At 61.1% G+C, this 509-nt stretch carries 1 protein-coding gene; it reads left to right on the top strand.

Going from position 1 to position 509, the window contains the following annotated elements; all coding sequences use genetic code 11:
- A partial coding sequence (locus tag AC1D0P_RS28360) for a hypothetical protein (RefSeq protein WP_477679782.1) occupies window positions 1-509 on the top strand: 509 nt, incomplete at both ends.

Below are 509 nucleotides of genomic sequence, written 5' to 3'. Positions count from 1 at the left end.
AGGATGCACTGCTCGGCGATCTTGATAAGCTCACCAACGAACAACATCACATGCTGACCACATTGGTGGCCGAGACGGACCAGCAACTGGCCCGCATGCGGCTGACGATGGAGGACGGCATTCGCTTCTCCTCGGGACTTTCGCAGGAGCGGGCGGGCCAATTGACGTCCGTGGACGTCAATCTTCCTTCCGGCACGGTGCAGGGGCTAGAATGGACGGCCGGGACGAAGAATGTCGCCTTCGGCACGCTGTTCGGCATTCCCGATCTGGTTTCCCGTCCGAGTGCCGACATTGGTCCCGTGGATGCCGCACTCAACCTGCTTGGTGCGCTGCAGATCGATCGGCAGGCGGGTTCGCGCTCGCATTGGAGCTATTTCATTTCGGCGCAATCCGATTTCGTCGCGATCTATCCCGGGCTGAGCCTGCAGGCGGTGGCCAATGGCTCGCACGGCAACCAGCAGATCAGGACCATTCATGACCTCGTCGGTTCGTGGCTCGCCAGGGACATC

The organism is Polaromonas sp. P1_G2, assembly GCF_056405515.1.
The sequence above is the reverse complement of the archived record's forward strand: the minus strand, read 5'-3'. Positions and strand labels throughout refer to the sequence as shown.